Origin of the sequence: Sphingobacterium sp. NGMCC 1.201703, from assembly GCF_047784615.1 — a bacterium.
GTDB lineage: Bacteria > Bacteroidota > Bacteroidia > Sphingobacteriales > Sphingobacteriaceae > Sphingobacterium.
The window spans coordinates 144980-166071 of sequence record NZ_JBLOHD010000006.1 but is presented as its reverse complement, the minus strand read 5'-3'; the positions used below and the strand labels follow the sequence as shown (position 1 = coordinate 166071).

Sequence of the window (21092 nt, the reverse complement as noted above, 5' to 3'; positions counted from 1 at the left end):
AGCACAGCGGCTCGTTTCTTCTTTTAATATGTTATAATGCCTATCCAGCTTGTTTTCATAGCCATTTGCGTTTAATGATTATTGGTATTCCTTTAATCCAGATAAATGCGATGCTGGCATTTATCTGCCAAATGTAAGTCGTGCGTTACAAACAGGCATATTTTATGTTTTCCATAGTCGAGCAAGCGTTGTGTCAGTGTATCCGAAGTGGTTCGGTCTAGGGCCGAGGTCACCTCATCAAAGAGCCAGATATCGCCATCGTGCATCAGTGCACGGGCAATAGCGATACGTTGGGCCTGCCCCTCCGATAGCCCCATGCCGGATTCTCCCACTAAAGTATCCACGCCATCTGGAAAGTCAAATACAAATTCTGCACAGGCCAGCCAAAGCGCTTTATGGATATCGAGCGGGCCATCTTCTTTGACATGGAGCATAAGATTCTCCCGGATGGTGCCGCTAAACAACGAATTGCCCTGCGGGATATAGGCAAAATTGATGCGGTGTTTTGCCTCCAAAAATCTTTCGCCGGTCGAATCTACCAATGTGATCGTACCTTTTTCAGCTTTAAGCAGCGATAATAACAGCCGGATCAAGGTGGTCTTTCCTTTACCGCTGGGTCCGATAATTGCGGTTGGTTCACCTGCTTTCAGCGAAAGATTTAACTGCTGCAGCACCCATTTATCTTCATAGCGAAAGGAGAGGTCCGTGATCCGCAGTTCTTTTGTGCTGTTCAGGCGTTCCTGCTTTACCTGAGGCTCAATCTCACCTTCCTGCAGTTCCAATAGTCGGTCTGCAGATACCCGAAAGCGGACGAAACCTGGGATATAGGCAATCAGCGCAAGAATGGGCGTCTGGATCCGGGCGACCAATTGCAAAAAGGCCGTCATCGTTCCAAAAGTAATCTGTCCCGATTGTAGGCGATAGACCCCCCAAATGAACGCAACCAGATAACCGGCATTCATGGCCACTTTCATGGCCCCCTGTGTATAGGTTGAAAAATTGATCTGGCGCATTTTCAGCAGGAAAAGCTGTTGTTGGCTTTCCGTTAATTTGGTCCGTCTTTTTGGGAAAATGCCCATTGCCCGGATAAGCAGGCGGAAACGCAGATTTTCCTGGAGCACTTTTGAAAAATTGCTTTCCTCCTCTTTGACTTCTTTGCTGAGTTTGCGCATCCGGCGGAAGTACAACTTTGAAAAGACAAACAAAGGGGAGATGGCGAGGATCATCAGGGCGAGCATTGGATCCATATACCACAGAAACCCAACGGAGGCCAGTAACTGGATAATCGTCAATACAAAGGAAATCACGGTGCTGGCAATGGTGTTGGCCACCTCCTCGCAGTCCGTCTGAATCCGTATCTGTATATCACCGGTATGCCAGTTTTTGATCAGCTTCCATACCGACAGCATCTGTGCATCCAGCATGCTCCGTTGCAACTGGAGCGTAAGCATCAATTTGATGCGCTCCAGCAGCCGGCCCGAGTAGCCTTTGATCGCCACATTTAAGCTGATACTCCCAATAATGCCGATCAACAGCCATTTGAGTGGCAGCTCGCCTGGGGAAGTCGCTACATCAACTGCTTTTTTGGATAGGTATACAAAAATCAGCGAAAGACCGATACAGATCAGTTCCAATACAAAGTAGAGTAGTAATCTGCCGCGGTAGCCATCGCTGATGGACCAGGCCCAGCACGCATGTTGTTTCAGGCTGTTATTGTTCATTCAGATGATCAGTGGAAGCGTTATTTTTCCAATAGTCCTTGTTTCTCAAAATCCGCAAGTAAAACTTTTGCATCGGATTGCGCCTGTTGCTCGTCTACATCATAGTTGTCACAGAGTAGCCCAACGATTGTTGTCATGTCAAACTCCTTGCCTTTCAATTGTTCCCATAACCATGCTGCTGAGCTATTTAATGTGTATACAGTTGATAAATCAACCATATCTTGACTAGGGTCAACAATTAAATGATCTGAACCAATTGTTCTCAATACTAAATCCGATCTTAATTTCATATGTGAATTATTTGTTTTTTTTAATGACCATATGCGATATCCTTATGTTTTCATACCAGTTTGGTTTTTTCCGCACATGGATATTTCATATGTTAATTAGCTGTTTTTAATAGTCCTAATTGAATAGCCAAATGATCGCTATGCATTTGGGTACTTTATTGAATAGAACTAAATAGAATAAATAAAATCAAAATTAATAATTATTTTCTCATACTTTCTATCTCCTGTTGTGACGCGCAATTTCAGCTGCTTAATCTGCTCTAGCCCGTTATTAGACGTTTTAGTTTGGCCTTAATCCGGCGCAAAAGACGGATATGGTACCATCCCAAGCCGCGTAATCTTGCCCAGCTATGATTTAAATTAATTTCCAGCGCTGAGTTTTTGGGAAAATGGATCGAAGCAACCGCAATAATGTCGCTGCTATTGATATACTCCCGTAGGACAAGATTGCCATCTCCGGCCAGCACGATCTGTGCATTCTTTCTCCCCACATAACGATGAAAAACATATTTTCCTTCATGCCGGGCTAATATATTACTGCCCAATTGCAACGGTTCACCGCGATAAGCCTGTAATAAAACGCTGTCACCGTCTTCAATAAATGGGCGCATGCTTCCCCCTTTGATGCGGATACGAACTTCTTTACCCTCGTCCAGCATTCGTTGTACTTCGGCAAAATAAAGCTCATTGGAGATAATACGTGTTTTATTGTCTTCCGAATGTCCGGCCATAGTGTATTAATTGGGTTGCACGAAGAATTGAATGACCTGTTGTAAATACGTATCTTTCAATAGTACGTTTTTGTTTTCATCCAAGAGGTATATCGTTGGTGATGCCTTGAGGTCATACAAGTTGAAAGATAGGATCTTGCTGTCGCTATCAAAACCATTAATCCATTTTTCGGACATTTCGGACATATAATTTTTCCATTTGCTGCGGTCTCCCCAAGGGTCGATGGCTACGATCTGCAGTTGTAATTCCGAAAATGCCTGTACCAATTGCGGGGTATCACGGAGCTGATGGATGGTCTCTTTGCAATGCGAGCAGTCCGGATCGTAAAAAATCAATAAGGTAAACTTGGCTTTGACTTCTGATAGCTTTTGTTTGCTCCCATTGGCAAGTTCATAGCTAAAATCCTCCGCGGGTTGACCTACTTTATTGCGCAAGACCAATTTGTAGACCGGCCGATAAGCCTCTTTCTCCAGATCCGATAGTAGATCCGTTTTGATCATATAGCGAAGCACAGACTCGTAGAGGATATCATTTCGCATCGGCGAATTGCCATCATAAAGATAACGTTCGTATAATTTAACAAAGTGGTCGAAACTGGTCCTATTGGATTTGGCTTTATCCAACATCAGGTCTACAGCCTTGTCCCTTGTGGCAGAATCCGGAGTTTTTGATAATAGTCCGAGAAAGTCAGCGAGTTGCTGCTCACCTTTGTCGGGATTCTTCACCTGGGTGCTGTCGTTCATATCGAATTTATCCCAGAAATGTAACAAACTGCTATCTGCAGCGCTTATTGAGCTCGCCTTTTGCGGGATTGTTTCGTTACTTTCTTTTTTTGATTTATTATTTCCATCGCAGGCCCACAGTAGACCTACAATTATGCCTATCGACAACCAAAAACCAAGAGTTGAACTTTTCATTCTAATTTATGCTTAATGTCGCTAAGTTAATAAAACTTTCAGGATTCCCTTGATACAATCCCGGCATTATTGTGCCAAGGAGGTTTACTTAACTTATCGACCCTTTGAATTGATGTGACTGATTTCCTGGGGAACAGGTCGTAGCAGATGGGATCCTTTTTACGTTAGAAAGCTGAATAGCGCAGCATTAAACGAGAATAAAAATGGACTTTCTGTCGTCATGTAGCTTTCTGCGTAAATTTTTTAAACGGTTTAATTAAATAGTTTTACTAATTTTGCGGCAAATGCCAATATATCGAATGAAAAAAATAGTTTTATGGTTTTGTATGATCGGATTTGTGGGCACCGTATGCGCACAGACCAATCCCGCCAATATCAAGGTAGATAATCTGACAGATGCGCAAATCGAGCAATATGTAAAACAGGCTGCCCTAATGGGTTATGACGAAAGCCAGTTGGATGGCTTTGCCCGTGCGCAGGGGGTATCTGCTGTTGAAGTCCAAAAACTAAAAGAGCGTTTGGCAAGGATTAAACGTAAAAAGCAACAACCCGATCAGTCTCAAGACAATCCGAATACCACGAGCAACGGCCGTCGGACAACTGGCCGTCAGGTAGGAGGAGCAAACAATACAGACTCTTTAAGTAATAAACGTAACACTAATCCTGATTCTCTTCAGCAAGATGACGGGAAGTTAAAAATATTTGGTTCGGACCTCTTTAAAAATAATAGCATCACGTTTGAACCCAACCTTCGGATGGCGACGCCAAGCTCCTATATCATTGGGCCGGATGATGAGATCTTGTTGGATATCACCGGTGACAATGAAGCTTCTTATCAATTACCTGTCAGCCCGGATGGAATGATCAAGGTGGAATATGTGGGGCAGATTAATGTGGCGGGCTTATCCATTGCTGCTGCAAAAAGCAAGATCGAACAACGCTTGAGCGGCACTTATCCGGCAATCCGATCGGGAAGGACCAATGTCAGTCTTACCATCGGTAATATCCGGACCATCCGCGTTACTTTGACTGGTGCTGTGACAAAACCAGGGACCTATAGCCTGCCGTCTTTAGCCACGGTGTTTAATGCTCTTTACGCTGCGGGCGGTCCCAATAAAAATGGTACCTACCGTCAGATCCAGGTGATCCGTGCCAACCGCGTCGTTAGTACGATTGATGTCTATGATTTTTTGGCGAATGGGATACAACAGGGCAATATTCGTTTACAGGATCAAGATATTATCCATATCCCTGTCTATGGTGCGCGGGTGCAGTTTGAAGGTGAAGTAAAACGACCTGCTATTTTTGAGACGGTCGCGGGGGAGTCGCTATCCGATATCTTGCGGTATGCCGGCGATTTCACGGAGAATGCCTATACTGCGAAGATTAAAGTATTGCAAACAACAGGGCGTGAGCGCAGTGTGCAGGATGTATATTCCGATCAATTTGCAAATTATACGCCAAAGGGCGGTGATCAATATATAGTCGAGCCGATATTAGAACGCTATGCCAATCGGGTTTCTGTCCTGGGGGCAGTATTCCGCCCGGGTATTTTTGGACTTGAACCCGGATTGACATTGAAACAAGTTCTTGAAATGGCAGATGGTGTACGTGAGGATGCCTTTTTAGAACGTGGTATCATCAACCGCCTACAGAGCGATAATACTGCCGAGCTGATTAATTTTAATGTGCGTGAAGTATTGGCCGGAACAGCTGCTGATATTCCGTTAAAACGTGAGGATAAAATTGAGATCGCCTCTATTTTTGATCTGCGCGATGAATATAAATTTACTGTTCAGGGTGAAGTGCGTTTTCCGGGTGATCTGCCTTTTGCCAGCAATGCCACGCTGGGGGATGTGATTCAAAAAGCTGGCGGGCTGACCGAAGCAGCAAAAAATGCACGTGTGGAGATTGCCCGAAGACTTAAACAGCGCAATGCGGATGATCACAGTTCTTCGCAGACCATTTTAGTGGATATCAAAGATGGTATCCTGACAGATCCAAGCATCGCTTTACAACCCTATGATGTGATTTCTGTATTAGGCGATGCCGGTTTCCGTACGCAACGCCAGGTGACCATAGAAGGGGAAGTTTTATATCCGGGTGTTTACACCATTTCACGCGAGGACGAACGTATTTCGGATATCATCAAGCGTGCAGGCGGATTGACCAATTATGCTTATACCGAAGGTGCATCACTAAGACGCACGGGGATGTCAAAACTGAAAGCGGCGGAGAAAAAGGAGAAAGAGCGTCTAAAAAAAGAAATGGAACAAGATAGCTTGGACGAAGAGGGTAATAACAAAAAGAAAAATACAGATAAGGATTCCGATGAGGAAAACGCTGACAACTCCAAAGCTAAAAATACTGCTTTGGCTAAGGTGTCACAGCAAGGGATGTCAGCCGAGGAGGTTGAACCCAGCGACCTGGTTGGTATCGAATTGAATAAAATTTTAGCGAAACCTTACGAAAAAGGTGATTTATTGGTTTTGGACGGTGATATTATCACCGTACCAAAAGAACTGGAAACCGTGAAAGTCGTAGGTGAGGTTTTGAATCCGAATAATGTTGTTTATGTGAAGGGTAAAAATCTGAAATACTATATCAACCAAGCCGGTGGTTTTACGGATAATGCATTGAGAAAACGCGTTTTTGTTCAATATGCCAATGGTGCAGTAAAGGGTAAATCCGGAGGATATCCTGATGTGAAACCAGGGGCGGAGATTGTTGTACCTAAAAGAGCGCCAAGGGAGAAATTGAGTTCGCAAGCGTGGATCGGTATAGGAACTGGTATCGCTTCAACATTGGCCATTATCATTAGTTTATTTAAATAATCAATCTTGGAAAATAAAAATAGCCAAATGGTTTCTGCTGAATTATCTTTGGGCGAAGTGACAACTAAAATAAAAAAATGGCTTAGCTATCTATTGTCAAAATGGTATGCTATCTTGGCTTTTGGGCTGGCAGGTGCTGTGTTAGGAATGTTCTATGCAAAGCAAAATAAGCCTATTTATACTGCAACAACGACATTTGTTTTAGAGTCTGGTGAAAGTAATACCGGGGGTCTAGGACAAGTGGCAGGATTGGCAGCATTGGCAGGAATAGACTTTGGATCTTCCACAGGTGGAATTTTTCAAGGTGATAATTTGTTAGAATTGTATAGATCGCGAAAAATGTTAGAGGCGACATTATATAGCCGGACAGCTGCCGACTCCTCGGTTTCTATGATTGAAAAATATTTAGATGTTGCTGAGGTGAAAGAGAAGTGGAAGAAAAAGAAACCCGAGCTATTAGAGATCTCTTTTAAAAATATAAAACAAAAATCCTCGTCTTTGCAGCGGGCGAAGGATAGCGTGATGGAATCTGTCGTAGCAAATATTAGAGATAAATGTCTTGTTGTAGAAAAGTTGGATAAGAAGCTGTCTATAATTAGGGTAGAGGTAAAATCAAATAATGAATCGTTTTCAAAAGATTTTAATGATGCCTTAGTAAAAAATGTGAATGATTTCTATGTAGCGACAAAGACAAAGAAATCGCAGGATAACATAAAAATTCTGCAGCATAAAACAGATTCGGTTAGAGGAGTTATGACCGGAGCAATATCCTCGGCAGCAATTGTTATAGATAATACACCGAATCTTAATCCGACAAAACAAGCCCAGCGAATTATTCCAACGCAACGATCGCAGTTCTCTGCGGAGACGAATAAAGCTATTTTAAGCCAATTGATTCAACATTTAGAAATGGCAAAGATGGCTCTGTTGCGTGAAACGCCTTTAATACAGGTTATTGATGAACCTATTTTGCCGTTGAAGAAGCAATTTATAAGTATTTATAAGGGGCTTATTTTTGGAGTCATAATAGGGGTAATGTTATCCTTGTTCTTCATGTCGATTGCATTTGTAATAAAGAGAACGGTCAGATGAGCAATCGCACAAGGAGACTGAAAAGCAATATTTCATATTCATTATTGTTTAAAGGCATAAGTGTTGCGTCTACACTCGCGCTGGTGTCCATTACATTGAATTTTGTAAATAAGGATCAATATGGATTATGGCTAGTCCTGAGCAGTATAATAGGCTGGGTAAATTTCTTTGATATCGGATTGGGCAATGGCTTAAAAACAAAGTTAACAGAATCGATTACTGACGGTGATTTATTAAAGGCAAAAAAATATGTAAGTACAACATATCTTTTGCTGTTTTTTATATCCCTTCTCTTATTGCTTGTATTTTTGCTGCTGCAATTTTTTATAAAATGGCAAAATTTACTCAATGCCCATTTTATGAGCGAGGGAGATCTACGGAAAGTGGCGTTTATCGTTTTTTTCTCTTTCACGTTCCAGTTTGTATTAAACACAATTGTGACGGTAGCAGCCTCGAATCAAAATACTATAATCGGTGCTGTTGTAAATTGCCTGATCAATGTGATATCGCTGTTCTTTATTTTTCTACTAACTATCTTTGTCAAAGACGGCAGCCTAGAAATGTTGGCAATACCCATGGCTTTAAGCCCTGTTCTTGTTCTTCTTGCGGCAAATTTTCTTCTGTTTAATGGTCGATTTAAAACCATTAGGCCCAGTATCAAATTTTTTGACTCTTCTTTGCTAAGGGATATTTTCCAGCTAGGCTGGAAATTCTTTATCATCCAAATGGGACTAATTTTGGTCTATAATATTGATAATTTAATTATCACCCAGGTTTTTGGTCCAACAGCTGTAACCACCTATAACATAGCTTATAGATACTTCAGTGTTGTGACGATGTTGTCAGGTATAGTAATGACTCCACTATGGACTGCTTTTGGCGAAGCGCATAGAACAAAAGATTATGGCTGGATAAAACAAACAATCAAAAGAATGAACTTAATTGTCTGCGGTCTGGGAGTACTTGCCTGTCTAATGGCTTCTTTTTCCAATATAGCGTATAGACTGTGGCTGGGATCTGAAGTTAATCCACCGATATTGCTTTCGTGGGTTTTGGCGATATATACTGTTTTGAATGCATTCAGAACGATCTATCATTTTTATTTAAATGGTGTTGGAGTGATTGGTCTCCAAGTTTTGCTGGTGGTCGGAGTTGGTATTCTAAATGTGCCATTAGGAATATTTATGGGACGTCTTATCGGTCTCCATGGTGTTGTGCTGGCGACCTTGATTTTGAGTTCGATATCCTTTATTATTGAATATACCCAGTATAGAAAGCTTATGTCCGGTACAGCAGTTGGGATTTGGAAGAGCTGATAACTCCCGTTAATTTAATTAAATTTAAAAAAATGACAAATTTTCCTAAGATATCTATTGTTACTATAGTTTTTAATGACAAAAAAAACATCGAAGCTACAATAAAGAATGTATTATTCGAACAGAATTATGCCAATAAAGAATATATTGTTGTCGATGGGGGATCAACAGACGGAACGCTTGACATTATAAATAAATATAAGGATAAAATTGACATCGTTATAAGCGAGAAAGATAAGGGTATTAGTGATGCATTTAACAAAGGGATAAATGCGGCGTCAGGTGATTTGGTGGGTCTAATTAATTCTGGCGACTATTATGAACCAAATATTTTGAGCGATGTTGCAGCTTCTTATAAAAACAATAGTGGTGCCCCTTTCACTGTTATACATGGGAAGCTGTCTCTTTTCAATAAGCAATCGAGCAAAATTTATTTACCGAAAGCTTTGGATACATTCGCTTTTCAGATGGCGGTATGGCATCCGACCTGTTTTGTTTCCAGAGAGGTTTATCTGCAGTTCCAGTACGATCTAAGTTATAAAATAGCTATGGATTATGAGTTATTCTCGAGAATCTACGCTGCAAATGGGGCTTTTTATTTCTTGGATAAAACAGTGGCACATATGAATACAGAAGGCGTGAGCAATGTAAATGCAACAAGGGGATTTGATGAAGTCCGTAAGGCCTCTATCGAAAATTTAAAAATTCCATCTTGGAAAGCGTACCTTTATAGCGGATACAGAAAGGTTTTGTTTCATCTTGTAAACCTCAAAAAAAGGATATGCTAAGTGTACTCTTTTATTTGTTATATTTTTTACTTATACTGTCTACGGTCTATTTTTTTTTAAAGAAATCAATAGGGATTCTATATCCATTAATAATAACTGCGCAGTTTAATGTAACGTCTCTCCTAAAGGTTGGGATAACGGTATCGTTTTTTGAGCTTAATCTCTTTCTTTTACTGTTTATTATTCTATTATTCCAGCGGCAATTTTCAATAGCTTGGCTATTGAAAATTAGGCTGTTTTTGCCAGACTTTATTTGGATATTCTTCCTTATTTTTTCCTTGATCTCTATCATTGTAGGTCTAGTGCGTGTAGCTTTTGGAGATCTTATTCCAGATCCCTTTATGAGCCCTTCTCCATTTATTAGGGGATTGATGTCATTAAACAAGTTTTTTGTGTTTCTGCCTATTTTCTTTGTTATCAGACAATACCTGTTAGACAATTTTAATGTAGAGAAAATAAATAGACATTTTTTACTGGCCATGATTGTCGGGGGGATTTTACCTTCACTAGCTGTTATTATTCAGTTTGTGGGAGTAGGTTTTACCCTTATTCATAATAATCCTTCTTTCGCCGAGACATTCCGAATTGAGACATATCAAGGAGCAAGGCCTGCCGGTCTGACGAATGAAGCCTCATTTTTTGCCTTTCAATTGTTTTTTTCCAACCTCGCGCTTTTTTATGCCTTTCGTAAAAGGATTATTAACTTCAAAATATTTATCACAACAGCATTGCTTTTTTTAATTGGAATTATACTATCCATATCGCGGTTGGGACAATTGTTTTTTGTCATGTTTTATATAGTGGAATCTGGACGATATATCAATGTCTTTAGTTCGAGAGGGATCTTGAAATTGCTCTTTATCATGCCAATATTGTTAGTCATTGTTTATTTTTTAAGTACTATTTCCGTCGGAGGATTCAACATTGGTGAGCGTTTTTTGAGTACATTTGAGGTTGAGGCAGATTTATCAACAATAGAGCGATATGGGACTACCCAGGCACTTTTTAATCTATTGGTGAAAAAGTCTTTGTTAATTGGAATAGGTATGTACAACTTTCAGTACTATATTAAAGATTATCTACCAGATTATATGGACGTAATGTATTACCCTAAGGGAGTTAGTCCTGCTTCTTTCAATTTTGTACTACAAATAATCGCCGAACAGGGTTTATTCTTGTTTTTAGCTTTTATGGTATTAAACGTTATGATTTTAAAAAAGACGAAAAATTCATTTATTAGAAATTGGTATATCTATCTGCTTCTATTTTCAATGTCTTTTCAGACGTTGAATTTTTCTATTCCCTTTTTAATTATGTTTTTTGTGTTTAAGAATGAAGAGAATAGCCTTTTTAATCGATAAGCCAAATTTATACGGAAGTGAACTTCACGTATTAAAATTAATCGAAATGTTAAAGGGAGAATATGAAATTCACCTGATAGCTTTTGATGAAGGGCCTTTGTTGGAAAGGATTCCGAAAGACATCGCTGTACGCGTTATAAAGATAGGCTGGTTTCCAACTGTAGGTGTAAATCAGCTCTTTAGCTATATTAACGAGAGAAACTTTGATTTTATTCATGGTCATCAACCCAAAGCTATCCTATGGGCAGCAATTTTAGGAAGGCTTCTCGGATTGAAGTCCATTATTACCATTCATTCACTGCCAGAGAATAATAGAGATTCATATACAAATCTGTTTAAAAGGCAATTGGTATGTATGTTCCATAAAATGGTACTTTTTCTCGCTGAGTTCTTGTCTCATAAAATTATATATCTTACTTCTTTTACCTTAAAAAGGTCATTTTTTAAAAAGAAAGCATTTTGTATTCCGAACTGGGTAGAAGTGGATAGAAAACAAGCAAAAGGGAATATAGATAAGCCGCCGAAATTTATTTGCGTTGGTAGCATAAGTTTTCAAAAGGGAACAGATAGAATGCTTGAGGCCTTCGGTTTGATTAAGGAGCATCCATGGTCGTTGGAAATTGTGGGGGACGGAGAGGAAAAATATATAACTTTGTTAAAGCAAAGAGCTTTTGCTTTAGGTATTTCTGATAAAGTCACATTTATGGGGTATCGTTCGGATATCGACCAGTTAATGGCAAGGTCTGACTATTTTGTTTTATTGTCTCGAGGTGAGACTTTTGGGATGGTATATTTGGAAGCCATGAATGCTGGATTACCAATCATAGCATGGGATATTCCTGCAGTAAGAGAAATTGTTCCAAAAGAAAATTTGATAATGAGTAATTTAAATGATCTTAAAAAGATATTTGAAGATGACTCCTTTGCTTTATATCGAGAAAGACAGGAGCTTAATAAGCAATTTATCAAGAATCATTTTTCAAAAGAGCTGGTGAGAAAGCAGTATATAAAAATTTATGATTAGATTCTATTTATTTGTTGTCCTTGAGTATGTTCTAAATATCTTGCATTTGAATAAAAAAATGCAGGTACAAGTTATGAAAAAGCAGCGCAGCCCTATTTTAAATAATGAAGTCATTGTGCATACACATGAGTGGTCTGGGTATGCGTCTGAACGTCACAAGGTGATTAAGTATACCGCGAATAAGTTTTTGTGCGGATTGCGATTTCATTTTGAGCGGCTCCAGCAGTATAGAGGAATTCGTCCTATAAGAAACATATTGACGGTGTCGGATTTGAATGATAATTATAGTGAAAAATTAAAAAGTGAAAAGTTCTTCGATAAAAGTGTTGAAATATATGGGGTACCTAATCGGGGAATGGATTTTGGGGGATATGGTTTCGTTGTTAAGAACTTAATAGCTGGCGATAATAGGTATATTTTTCTGACCAATACTTCTATCAACGCTGATTCTGCTATTTTTATTGATGAGTATACTGATCTATTTAGTAAACATAGCAATTTGGGATTGTTGGGAATTTCTTATAGTTCAAAGGTATACCAGTCGTTGATCAGGGACAATTACACACCACATGTGCAAAGCTTTTTTTTATTAACTACCACCGATATTTTGCGTGAAATAACTGCCGCTAATGGAGGAGTATTTCCTGGTGAAAATGAAGATTATAAACTTTCAATTATTCGTTTCGGTGAGGCCAGGTTGTCACAGATTACTTTATCATTAGGATATGATATTGGGATAGTTAATGAAGAAGGCAGGTTGCAGCTTTTACCTGTTCAAAAAGATTCATCCTTAGTGGAAGGCGATTACCGACTTTTTATTAAAAAGCCGAATTTTATTAATAAAATTATCAATGAATAAAATAATCACAATCGTATTGTTCCTATTTTTGGTGCTCAATATTTCTTGCCATGGAACGGCAAAACAGACATCTACGGAGCAGGTGGATGCTAATTTTGCATTGAATGTTCGCGATTTTGGAGCAAAAGGAGATGGGGCTTCAGATGATACGAAATCTATACAGCAGGCGCTGAATCAAGGGATCGGAAAAACTATTTTCTTTCCAATGGGAAATTATCGTATCACCAAGCCTTTAATTTTACCCAATTCGATCAAGCTTCTTGGTGAGGGAGATGTTGGCGGAACAGGAGGTATGGTCATCAGCTCGGGCGTGGGTAAAGATCTATCGTCGATTTTTACGGCAAAGGGAAACCGTTTAGAAGATGTTATATTCGAAAATATCAGAACCCTAGGAAGCAAATCTGGGATTTACCTGAATGTGGCAAACGGTGGAGCTTTTACTAAGGTGAAGATCTATAATTGTGTTTTTCAGGAGCATGATATCTGTATTGATGTTGGAGGGGGAATTGTGGAAGGTATGTATGCAAATATAATTCGCGACAGCTACTTTAAGGCTTCGCGGATAGGTATCTTTTGTGAGGGCACATATAATATTAATACAATCGAGTCAACAGGGTTCGAAAATATGAAAGAAGGCTATCTAAGCTTGGGTAAACGGGGAAAAGCGGCTTTAGCTAACTCATTTCTTCGAAACAGGTGCGAGGCTGTCGTAGATATAGAAAAGGGGATTGGTTTATCATTGAATCCGGCAACTTATGGCTTTGTGATTGATGGGAACTATTTTGAAAATAGTTTTCAGCATCTCATACAATTGAACGGGGCAAAAAATGTGCAGATTCATAGCAATATTGCGACCTCGGATTCCAGTTCAGCGTATTATTTGATTGAGGTCGGCGACGGACAAGCGGGCATCATAAATAATGCGGGGCTAACAGGTTTAATCCTTGATATAGGGGCGAATGGTTTTGTATGGGAAATTGAGGGCAATAATTTTTTAAATTATACAAATCGCATTCAAAGATCCAATCTAGGACGGGTCTTAAATATATATAATCGAAAGTTTGATAAAGAAAAATAAGAAAGGGAAATGAAAATAGCATTAATTACCGGCATTACAGGACAGGATGGGTCATATTTAGCAGAGTTTTTATTGGAGAAGGGATATATGGTTCATGGAATAAAAAGAAGAGCTTCATCTTTTAATACCCAGCGGATCGACCATCTTTATGTTGATCAACATGAACAGCATGTACGATTTAAATTGCATTATGGAGATCTTACAGATTCTACCAACCTGATTCGTATTATACAGGAAGTGCAACCAGATGAGATTTACAATTTAGGTGCGATGTCACATGTCAAAGTTTCATTTGATTCTCCTGAATATGTAGCGAATGTTGACGGTATAGGCACATTGCGTATTCTTGAAGCAGTTCGTATTCTGGGATTGGAGAAGAAGACGCGTATTTATCAGGCTTCCACTTCTGAATTATATGGAGGCTTGGCCGAAAATAAAAATGAACGTGGATTTTATGATGAAAGTTCACCTTTTTATCCTCGTTCACCCTATGGTGTAGCCAAAATTTATGGCTTTTGGATCACAAAAAATTACCGTGAAGCCTACAATCTTTTTGCATGTAATGGAATTCTGTTTAATCACGAATCTCCCCGTCGCGGCGAAACATTCGTCACCCGAAAAATTACAATGGCAACGGCAGCGATTGCACTGGGCAAACAAGATTGTCTGTATTTAGGCAATTTGGATGCGAAAAGGGATTGGGGGCATGCCAAAGATTATGTGGAAGCGATGTGGTTGATATTGCAGCAGGATCAACCAGAGGATTATGTGATTGCTACCGGCGTTACGACTACAGTTCGTGATTTTATCAGCATGTCTTTTGCACAGATAGGCATAGAACTCGATTTTCGTGGAGAGGGTATTGAAGAGAAAGCATTTATCAAAACATGCAGTAATCCCGATTTTACTCTCGAAATTGGTAAACAAGTCGTTGCGATTGATCCGGCTTACTTTAGACCAACCGAGGTGGATCTTTTGATCGGTGATCCTACAAAATCAAAGACAAAACTCGGTTGGAAACCAAAATATGATCTAGCGGATTTAGTAAAAGAGATGGTAGAAGCTGATTTGGATAGGTTGACAAGTTAGCATACTTTTTATTTTGGGCATTACGAATTGAAGCAAGTTGCTGCGACAATCTGTATTGTTAAAGATTTATTGTGGAATAAGAGAGGTAAATTTATGAATAAGAGTGATAAGATATACATAGCAGGGCATCGAGGTATGGTGGGCTCTGCAATATTGCGGGAACTTCAGATTCAAGGTTATGAAAATTTAGTGTTGAAGACCTCTTCAGAGCTGGATTTACGCAATTCGAATGCCGTAGCCCATTTTTTTGAGCAAGAAAAGCCAGATTACGTTTTTCTTGCTGCGGCAAAAGTAGGTGGGATCATCGCCAATAATACCTATCGAGCAGATTTTATTTATGAAAATTTGATGATTCAGAGTAATGTCATTCATCAATCTTATTTGAACGGTGTAAATAAGCTCATGTTTTTGGGATCTTCATGTATTTATCCGAAACTGGCTCCTCAACCGTTAAAAGAAGAATATCTATTAACTGGGGAATTGGAACCTACCAATGAGCCGTATGCAATTGCAAAGATTGCTGGAATTAAAATGTGCGATGCCTATCGTTGTCAATATGGATGCAATTTTATTTCTGTTATGCCTACAAATTTATATGGTTCTAATGACAATTATGACCTAAATAATTCACATGTACTTCCCGCGCTTTTGAGAAAATTTATAATTGCTAAAAATGAAGGGCACACCCAAGTTGTAATATGGGGATCGGGTACACCTCGTCGAGAATTTCTTCACGCTGATGACTTAGCGTCTGCAAGTGTATTTCTAATGAATCATTATGATCAAGAAGGACTCGTCAACATTGGCGTTGGTGAGGACATTTCTATTTATAGTCTAGCTCAAATGATAAAAGAGATTGTCGGATTTGAGGGTGAAATAATTCTTGATAACTCAAAGCCAGATGGAACGCCACGTAAATTGATGGATGTTTCAAAACTCAATAATCTGGGATGGAAAGCAAAAATCTCACTTAAAGAGGGTATTAGAAGTGTCTATAATGAGGTGAAGCTACTGTTTTGAAGTAGCTTCGTTATTAGATGAAGCTTTTTTTAATTTGTTAAATTGAGTATAATAGAAATTAATAGGGGAGGTGGATTTTTTTAAAATTATATAGAAAATAAATTTGTATAATTTTAAAATATAGCCAAAAAAATATTTTCTTAATGTAGCGAAAATGTTGGGTGAAACGTTTGTTAAATAAAACTTAATATTATTATATTTGCATAGCTTTATTTTACTGACTAAATACATTTTATGATCTATATTTTTACCCTAATATTTCTTTTTGCATTAGCGTTTATTTATTTAAACATTGCGGATCGATTTAATATAATTGATAAACCCAATGAACGTTCTTCACATACTAAAGTGACGATTCGTGGCGCAGGGATCATCTTTTATGTCGCTGCGATGATATATTTTGTAAAAAACGATTTTGAATACCCCTGGTTTTTTCTTGGTCTTACGCTTTTGACCTATATTTCATTCTTGGATGATATTCGGGGAGTACATCCTACAGCAAGATTAACTGTCCATTTCACCTCGGTTTTATTGATGGTTTATGAATTTGGGGTGTTCGATTATCCTTGGTATTACCTTGTTCTGGCTTTTGTATTCAGCATTGGTGTCATCAACGCCTATAATTTTATGGATGGTATTAATGGAATGACGGCTTTTTGTACAATGGTGATGGGCGGCCTTTTACTTTACGTTAACACCAAAATAAATTATATAGAACAAGATTTTCTCATCTATACTTTACTCGGGGTTGTAGTTTTTGGATTCTTCAATTTCCGTAAAAAGGCGGCTTGTTTTGCAGGGGATGTTGGGCCTGCAGTACTCTCCTTTATGCTATTGTTTGCCTTGGGCAAGCTGATCTTAAAAACGGGAGATTTTACCTACCTTCTTTTCCTAGGCGTATATGGAATTGAAATCGGCTGGTCAGTGGCGCGTCGTGTCTATCAGGGATATCATATTTTTGAACCGCACCGTACATTTTTACTACACATGTTAAGCAATGAAGTTGGCCATAGCAGCTTGTTAGTATCCACTGCATACGGCCTTGTTCAATTGTTGCTTGGGATGTCAGTAATTTATATTGTCCAATTTGATGCTTCAGTACAATGGTCATTTGCGGTTGCTGTATTATCTGTGCTGAGTGCATTTTATCTTATTCTAAAACAGTATATCTTTCATAATTATCATATCAAAGGTGAAGTGGAACATGCGATCCGTCGTCAACGGATCCGTATGGTCAAAGCGTGGAAAAACAAACGAGTACAGTTGGCCCCAGAGGTGAGATTAGCTGAGGAAGTAAAAATTATTGAAATGCCCCGAAAAGATAAACGGGAAGAATTATTGCACACGGGAGTTTGATAGCGTCTCCTTGCAGCTTTGGGTAAAATAAAAATTTAGTAATTTTACCTGGATTTTCAGAAGGAGCAAATATGCAATCAGGATTAAGTTTTACCGCAATAGATTTCGAGACAGCTACGGCTAACCAAAATTCCGCCTGTGCCATTGGCCTTGTGGTGGTTGATCAGGGCGTTATCGTCGAAGAATTTTATTCGCTTATTCAGCCTCCTCATAACCAATATATGTGGCAGACAACACGTGTTCATGGCATTAAGCCAAGGGATACAGCAGAAGCTCCAACCTTTAAAGAATTATTCCCGCGTATTTTTCCACTGATCAATAACCGGATTATGGTTGCTCATAATGAATTATTTGACCGCGGTGTTTTGCGTAAGACCATGAATTATTATAATCTACCTTATGATAGTTTGGGGTTAATGGATAAATGGGAATGTACCTTCAAAATTTATCAAGAAAAAGGTTTCAAACCTGCTCGATTGAATGCCTGTTGTGAAGTATTGGGAATTGAATTGAATCACCATGAGGCACTTTCCGATGCGCGGGCTTGTGCTAATTTGTATCTGATGCATGCTGATGTCCCTTCTTTGGCATGATATTTACGTAAAATTATAAAAGAACAAAAGATGGTTTTCTATTGTTCTTATTATAAATTTTATCTTTGATTGATAAAATAGGTGTTTCTTATTGTTACTTTAAATTTATTGCAATTATGATAACTATTCCAGCCAAGAATATGCGTATTGGTATTACCTTTAGTGCATTTGATTTGCTGCACGCCGGACATATCAAAATGCTTGAAGATGCTAAGCGTCAGTGCGATTTTCTGATCTGTGGTTTGCAGACCGATCCGACCTTAGACCGACCGGAGAAAAATAAGCCAGCACAGACAGTAGTAGAACGTTATATTCAGCTGAAAGGATGCAAATATGTAGACCAAATTGTACCTTACGCAACAGAACAGGACCTCGAAGATATCCTCCGGTCTTTTAAAGTCGATGTGCGTATTGTTGGTGACGAATATCGGGAGAAGAATTTTACTGGTCGATCTTATTGTGAGGAGAAGGGCATCGAATTATATTTCAATAGTAGAGACCATCGTTTTTCAAGTTCTGGCTTACGAAAGATTGTAGCGGATGCCAATTCAAGTGAAGAAACAGTTTTAAAATCTTTTTAGTCAAAACGAAACCGAGCTTGCGAGCTCTCATCAGCCATTAAAAAAATAATTAGATGAAAATAGGAATTACCTTCGGTGTGTTCGATCTTTTACACGCTGGTCATATTATGATGCTGGAAGAGGCCAAAAGACATTGTGATTACCTGATTGTTGGGCTTAATACGGATCCCTCGGAGGTCTTTCCGGAGAAAGCTAAACCTACACAGACTATTGTTGAGCGTTATATCCAATTGGAAGGCTGCCGCTATGTGGATGAGATTATCCCTTATGAGACCGAGCAAGATCTGATTGATATGATCAAAGCACTACCTATCCAGATGCGTATTATTGGTGAGGAATATCGGGATACAGATTTTACGGGAAGATCCTATTGTGTAGAGGAAAATATAGAAATCTATTATAACAAACGTACACATCGTTTTTCAAGTGAGGGCTTACGTAAGGTTGTTGCTGATAAAGAAGCGAGGAAAAAATAATAAGTAATGAGTAATATTATCCATGTTGTATTGACTGGTGGGGTAGGCAGTCGCCTTTGGCCCTTATCACGTAAAAGCTATCCCAAACAATACCTTTCTTTGTTTAAAGACGGTTCATTATTCGAGATGACCATAAAGCGCAACCAGTCGCTCTGCGGTCAGGTTATTGTCGTTGGCAATTGCGACAATCATGCGCTGAGCCGGGAAGTAATGGAAAACAACAAAGTAGACTATATCGATATCGTGGAAGCCACACCACGCAATACTGCAGCGGCCATTGCCTTTGCAGCCTTTGCGGCGCAACCGGATGATATTCTTATTGTCACGCCATCGGACCATGTTATTGTGGGTGACGAGGCCTATGCAAAGGCGATTAAATCCGGCATCGAAAAAGCAAACAAGGGCTATATCGTTACGTTTGGGATACAGCCTACAAGACCCGAGACCGGTTACGGATATATCGAATACAAAGATGACAAGGTTTTATCATTTCGGGAGAAACCGAATCAGGATACTGCCGAGGATTTTATTGAGCGCGGTAATTTTCTTTGGAATTCAGGCATGTTTTGCTTTCGGGCAGATACCTTCCTAAGCGAATTGCAGAATTTTGAGCCCAAAGTATATGCGACAGCCTTTAATGCCTGGCAGCATCGCCAGGATGGGGAGCTTGACTTGGCATTGTCCAAGGAGATTCCATCGATTTCAATTGACTATGCTGTTATGGAGCGATCGAAGAAAATTCGCGTCGTTGCAACGAGTTTTCAATGGTCCGATCTGGGCTCTTTTGAATCCATGTACGACTATCTCAAACAAACGGGGCACCCTGTCGATGAAAATGGAAATATGGTCATCGGTACAGATGTCTATACGGCTTTTGTAGGTTTAAAAGATAGTATTTTAGTACATACTAAAGACGCTATTCTTGTTCTGCAAAAGGAAAAATCGCAGGATGTCAAAAAAATATACAACACCTTAGAACGCCATCAGTCCAAACTGATTGATTAATTAATAAAGAAATTATGGAGCCTGATTATTAATCAGGCTCTTTTGTTTGGAGATTATCGGCACTATTCAATATTGTCTCCTTCCAGCGGGTTGTTAACAGAAAAATAATGTGCATATGCTGCTGTTTGTTAGCTCATTTGCAATTGTCCCTGATTTGTCCCTATTTATTTAATGTTGAATTAATAACAATATAAGATATTTGGTTAGTATTTGATCGCGCCTTTGTGTGTGCAACATTTTAGTCATTTAATTTTAACCAACATTTTGATATGATAACCATAGTTTTACCTGTTTTTTTATTTTTAGTCGGATATTATTTTTGGCGGAGCAAGCAACAGAAACAACGGTTCAATAGAAGCGTTGGCATAACCGTTTGCTATATGTTTCAGGAGCGCCCGGGACAATACAGCGGTGATAGAAACATCAGGAGTGGGGTGTTTGTCTTTCAGGCGGAAAGGAGTAACGATCGGCTAAAAAATATTGTTATTCGAAAAGTAAAACCTTTACATGCTGGTCTGGATGTTAATCTTGAGCAAATTTTGGTTATTCCTTTTGAAAGGAAAGGCAATTCCAAATCGGATGTTTCTGTTCGTTTTAAGGTAAATAGGCGGAATGCAAAGATCGGTGATTTAACAGGTGGGCGGGTGTATATTTCCGGAGTGCTGAATTTTGAAGAAAGTAGATCTGAGCCATTCACGGCAACTTTAACCATATCGGATCTTTATCAAAAAGCGGAGGCTTAGATCAGTTCATAACTCTTGTTACATTTTTTGGAACTCCTTGTTACGGGGAGCCTAAATTTTATATTTATTTCTGATTGATGTTCCACGTGAATTCTTCTGTTTTAAAGGTTATTAACCAGCATTCAAAAGGAGGTTTGGATAATTTTTGTATTATTTAACAATTTATTCATTTGCATAGCTGATCTGTGTTGAGTACTTTTGTTACTCATTAATGCTA

At 39.1% G+C, this 21092-nt stretch carries 20 protein-coding genes; 16 read left to right on the top strand and 4 right to left on the bottom strand.

Annotated elements, in window-relative coordinates:
• Positions 1-92 precede the first annotated feature (92 nt).
• From ACK8HY_RS14310 to ACK8HY_RS14295, 4 genes are all read right to left on the bottom strand, one after another.
• On the bottom strand, positions 93-1721 hold the full coding sequence (locus ACK8HY_RS14310; protein WP_416134047.1) for an ABC transporter ATP-binding protein: 1629 nt from the start codon (positions 1719-1721) through the stop codon (positions 93-95).
• Positions 1722-1741: 20 nt separating this feature from the next.
• A complete protein-coding gene (locus tag ACK8HY_RS14305; protein WP_416134046.1) occupies positions 1742-2011 on the bottom strand; it encodes a PqqD family protein in 270 nt (89 codons plus the stop codon).
• Positions 2012-2271: 260 nt separating this feature from the next.
• A complete protein-coding gene (locus ACK8HY_RS14300) occupies positions 2272-2742 on the bottom strand; it encodes a S24 family peptidase (RefSeq protein WP_416134045.1) in 471 nt (156 codons plus the stop codon).
• Between the two features lie 6 nt (positions 2743-2748).
• On the bottom strand, positions 2749-3660 hold the full coding sequence (locus ACK8HY_RS14295; protein WP_416134044.1) for a DUF5106 domain-containing protein: 912 nt from the start codon (positions 3658-3660) through the stop codon (positions 2749-2751).
• A 299-nt stretch (positions 3661-3959) separates the two neighbouring features.
• Here ACK8HY_RS14295 and ACK8HY_RS14290 point away from each other — a divergent pair, with 299 nt between their 5' ends.
• The 16 genes from ACK8HY_RS14290 (at position 3960) to ACK8HY_RS14215 (ending at position 20875) form a co-directional block, all read left to right on the top strand.
• Positions 3960-6494 (top strand): SLBB domain-containing protein, encoded by a 2535-nt coding sequence (locus ACK8HY_RS14290; RefSeq protein WP_416134043.1) that lies wholly within the window; start codon positions 3960-3962, stop codon positions 6492-6494.
• A gap of 6 nt (positions 6495-6500) precedes the next feature.
• Positions 6501-7586, top strand: a complete 1086-nt coding sequence (locus tag ACK8HY_RS14285; RefSeq protein ID WP_416134042.1) for a lipopolysaccharide biosynthesis protein — start codon at positions 6501-6503, stop codon at positions 7584-7586.
• Entirely contained in the window at positions 7583-8902 is a 1320-nt protein-coding gene (locus ACK8HY_RS14280) for a lipopolysaccharide biosynthesis protein (protein ID WP_416134041.1), read from the top strand. The genes ACK8HY_RS14285 and ACK8HY_RS14280 overlap by 4 nt, the downstream gene beginning before the upstream one ends.
• 32 nt (positions 8903-8934) lie before the next feature.
• Positions 8935-9690 carry a glycosyltransferase family 2 protein gene (locus ACK8HY_RS14275; RefSeq protein ID WP_416134040.1) on the top strand — a complete coding sequence of 252 codons (756 nt, stop codon included), beginning with the start codon at positions 8935-8937 and terminating at the stop codon, positions 9688-9690.
• A 371-nt stretch (positions 9691-10061) separates the two neighbouring features.
• The gene (locus ACK8HY_RS14270; protein WP_416134039.1) at positions 10062-11051 is read left to right on the top strand and encodes an O-antigen ligase family protein; all 990 of its coding nucleotides are present in this window, start codon (positions 10062-10064) and stop codon (positions 11049-11051) included.
• Positions 11023-12075, top strand: a complete 1053-nt coding sequence (locus ACK8HY_RS14265) for a glycosyltransferase family 4 protein (protein WP_416134038.1) — start codon at positions 11023-11025, stop codon at positions 12073-12075. Before ACK8HY_RS14270 ends, ACK8HY_RS14265 begins: the two co-directional genes overlap by 29 nt.
• A gap of 58 nt (positions 12076-12133) precedes the next feature.
• Positions 12134-12934, top strand: coding sequence for a hypothetical protein (locus ACK8HY_RS14260; RefSeq protein ID WP_416134037.1), 801 nt, complete (start codon positions 12134-12136; stop codon positions 12932-12934).
• Complete coding sequence (locus ACK8HY_RS14255) at positions 12927-14012, top strand: glycosyl hydrolase family 28-related protein (RefSeq protein ID WP_416134036.1); 1086 nt, start codon at positions 12927-12929, stop codon at positions 14010-14012. The genes ACK8HY_RS14260 and ACK8HY_RS14255 overlap by 8 nt, the downstream gene beginning before the upstream one ends.
• Positions 14013-14021: 9 nt before the next feature.
• Positions 14022-15101 carry a GDP-mannose 4,6-dehydratase gene (gene gmd / locus ACK8HY_RS14250; protein ID WP_416134035.1) on the top strand — a complete coding sequence of 360 codons (1080 nt, stop codon included), beginning with the start codon at positions 14022-14024 and terminating at the stop codon, positions 15099-15101.
• A 93-nt stretch (positions 15102-15194) separates the two neighbouring features.
• Complete coding sequence (locus ACK8HY_RS14245) at positions 15195-16121, top strand: GDP-L-fucose synthase family protein (protein ID WP_416134034.1); 927 nt, start codon at positions 15195-15197, stop codon at positions 16119-16121.
• A gap of 234 nt (positions 16122-16355) precedes the next feature.
• Complete coding sequence (locus ACK8HY_RS14240; RefSeq protein WP_416134033.1) at positions 16356-17477, top strand: UDP-GlcNAc--UDP-phosphate GlcNAc-1-phosphate transferase; 1122 nt, start codon at positions 16356-16358, stop codon at positions 17475-17477.
• Positions 17478-17548: 71 nt separating this feature from the next.
• Positions 17549-18070: a 3'-5' exonuclease gene (locus tag ACK8HY_RS14235; RefSeq protein ID WP_416134032.1), complete on the top strand. Its 522-nt coding sequence runs from the start codon at positions 17549-17551 to the stop codon at positions 18068-18070.
• Between the two features lie 116 nt (positions 18071-18186).
• Entirely contained in the window at positions 18187-18651 is a 465-nt protein-coding gene (locus tag ACK8HY_RS14230; RefSeq protein ID WP_416134031.1) for an adenylyltransferase/cytidyltransferase family protein, read from the top strand.
• Positions 18652-18704: 53 nt separating this feature from the next.
• Positions 18705-19127: an adenylyltransferase/cytidyltransferase family protein gene (locus ACK8HY_RS14225; RefSeq protein ID WP_343563027.1), complete on the top strand. Its 423-nt coding sequence runs from the start codon at positions 18705-18707 to the stop codon at positions 19125-19127.
• 6 nt (positions 19128-19133) lie between these two features.
• Positions 19134-20132 carry a mannose-1-phosphate guanylyltransferase gene (locus ACK8HY_RS14220; protein WP_416134030.1) on the top strand — a complete coding sequence of 333 codons (999 nt, stop codon included), beginning with the start codon at positions 19134-19136 and terminating at the stop codon, positions 20130-20132.
• Positions 20133-20401: 269 nt separating this feature from the next.
• Positions 20402-20875 (top strand): hypothetical protein, encoded by a 474-nt coding sequence (locus tag ACK8HY_RS14215; protein ID WP_416134029.1) that lies wholly within the window; start codon positions 20402-20404, stop codon positions 20873-20875.
• Positions 20876-21092: the final 217 nt, after the last annotated feature.